This is a genomic window from Micromonospora sp. ABR4_055, assembly GCF_056160425.1.
In genome coordinates this window covers 1-1,488 of sequence record NZ_JBSWXD010000312.1, presented here as the reverse complement: position 1 = coordinate 1,488, position 1,488 = coordinate 1, and the positions used below count along the sequence as shown (strand labels likewise).

Genomic DNA, 1,488 nt, shown 5'->3' with positions numbered 1-1,488 from the left:
CCGACGGCCAACACGGCGACGAGGGCAGAGACCCAGACACCACCAACGGCCACAGCGACCCCGGTGTCGCCCAGATCACCGCCACCGACGGACACCCCTTCTGGGTCCCCGAACTCGACCAGTGGATCGACGCCACCCACCTCCAACCCGGCCAGTGGCTCCAGACGAGCTCCGGCACCTGGGTCCAGATCACCGCCATCCACCGCAGGACCGTCCCACACGCCACCGTCCACAACCTCACCATCAGCCGCGTCCACACGTACCATGTGATCGCCGGCAAAACCCCGGTCCTCGTCCACAACTGCGGCGATGCAGCGAAGCACAGCGTAGATAACCTTGCGGACTCGCTAGACGACAATGTCGTATTCCATTACACGTCCGAAGGCAATCACGCCAAAATCATGGACGGCGGTGTGGTAACTGCGAACGCAAAGGGCGTCACGTACTTCACAAGGGAGATGCTTAGCTCTAAGGAAACAAGCAACGCACTCTTCATGGGAAGGGGCGGGGACCGAGGAACCCACCTGATCGCGTTCAGGTTGCCCGCTGGGACTAAACTGGTGCCTGGCTCACAACCCAACGAGCTCATGCACACGGGGTCGTTCAGATTCACGCTCGATGACGTGGTTTTCCATGGCCCGAATCCATTCGGATGATGAGGAAGTATGTTCGAGATCAACAACATCGACGAGCTTTACGCACTTCAGAAGGGCTTGATGGAGATCCGCTTCAACGCGGCCGATGTGGATTGGGCGGTGAAAGGTAGCCCGTTCCTGAGTCACGTACATGAGCGGCTAGTTGAGACGATCATTGCGCATCACGAAGAAATTGGGGAGTCGCGGAAAGCGCAAGGTTGGCGTGATTGGCGTCGCTTTGAAGCGCGAGCAATGGAACGCCCTGCCGTACGCGATTACCTGGCCGAAATGTGGGGTGAGTTATCCACGCCGGAAGCCAAAAGAGAGGCTGTGGTCGATCAAATGCGCCCGTTCGTCTTCTCGGATGAGAACGTAACTGAAATGATCGCCGAAATTGAAGCAGAGTGGCGCAAGCGGTCGGCTCTTTGATTTCCAAACGTTCGATTGATCCGGAGTTGTGGAGCATCGGTGGACCACTCCATATGGTGCTGGTTCAGTGACTTTACGCGCCGGGGTGCATGGTTGTGCACCCCGGTTGCTGTCACGACTGATGTCAGGTATCCGGAGCGTATGCGAACGGATCGATGCGGATTTCAGGGCTTGGGTACCGAGATTGCGGCTGCTCGTTGGCACGGCGCGTAGCGGCGTGGCGTCGATCCCCGGAACCCGGCGCGTGGGTTGACCCGTGATGGGATCGTCACGGCCTTGATCGCTTCGACCGGGACGCATCGCCTGGCCGCCTTGGTCGTCGCGGGGGGGGGGGGGGGGGGGGGGGGGCTTTCACACAACCTAAAACAAAAAACAAACGCCTCAGCGAGGCCCCCAAAACAACAGTCCCCCCCCCCCCCCACAG

The 1,488-nt window shown here is 59.9% G+C and carries 3 protein-coding genes; 2 read left to right on the top strand and 1 reads right to left on the bottom strand.

Features of this window, described 5'->3' with window-relative positions; all coding sequences use genetic code 11:
* Both ACXAHD_RS32095 and ACXAHD_RS32090 read left to right on the top strand, forming a co-directional pair.
* On the top strand, positions 1-656 hold a 656-nt coding region (locus ACXAHD_RS32095; protein WP_475055160.1), incomplete at its 5' end, for a polymorphic toxin-type HINT domain-containing protein.
* A 9-nt stretch (positions 657-665) separates the two neighbouring features.
* Positions 666-1,064 (top strand): hypothetical protein, encoded by a 399-nt coding sequence (locus tag ACXAHD_RS32090; protein ID WP_281551646.1) that lies wholly within the window; start codon positions 666-668, stop codon positions 1,062-1,064.
* A gap of 164 nt (positions 1,065-1,228) precedes the next feature.
* On the opposite strand, the gene ACXAHD_RS32085 is transcribed toward ACXAHD_RS32090, so the two are convergent.
* On the bottom strand, positions 1,229-1,488 hold a 260-nt coding region (locus ACXAHD_RS32085), incomplete at its 5' end, for a hypothetical protein (protein WP_475055158.1).